1 pseudogene is annotated in these 550 nt (G+C 59.8%); it reads right to left on the bottom strand.

The annotated features are described in order from the left end of the window. Positions 1-81: 81 nt before the first annotated feature. Positions 82-550: pseudogene (locus tag C2847_RS12135) on the bottom strand (transposase); the annotation flags it as partial.

The following is a 550-nucleotide window of genomic DNA, read 5'->3' as shown; positions in this document are numbered from 1 at the left end:
TTGAAGAGGCGTGCCGGGGCCTGGGCATTGCTCTTTTTGTGCTGCCTCCCCGGAGTCCTAAGCTTTAACCCAAGTTGCTACCTAAGCGATTTTATTGGCGATGAGTCGCAGATTGTGGGCCAGGATGAAGGTGAAGACCTTTAAGACGAACCCCTCTGCAGTCACCGCATGAATACGTCGTGGGAAAAGCTGATGGAGCATGCTCCCCACCGTCTCCACCACCCTCCTGCCCAGGAGGGCCAGGTACTGCAGGTGAGGCACATACCGCTTGCTCCGGACCTTGCGGATGGGCATGGGCACCAGACCCAGGGCCTCCCTAAGTAGGTCCTCGTAGAAATAGCTCTCATACCCCCGGTCCAGGTACAGCTCCTTGCCCTCGGGGATGTCCAAGGGCAAAAGCAGAAGGGAGGTCAGGTCGTGAAAGCTCCCCGGGGTCAGGTTGGCCTCGCAGATGACCGTCGTCCACCAAGAGGTGAAGCTTGTACCCGTGGAAGAAGACCCGCCTGCTGGGGATGTAGCCCCGGTAGACCTCCCCTGGGGCCAGGCGGGA

Origin of the sequence: Thermus tenuipuniceus, from assembly GCF_002964845.1 — a bacterium.
GTDB lineage: Bacteria > Deinococcota > Deinococci > Deinococcales > Thermaceae > Thermus > Thermus tenuipuniceus.
Note: the sequence above shows the minus strand (reverse complement) of the source record. Positions and strands in the feature narration are given on the sequence as shown.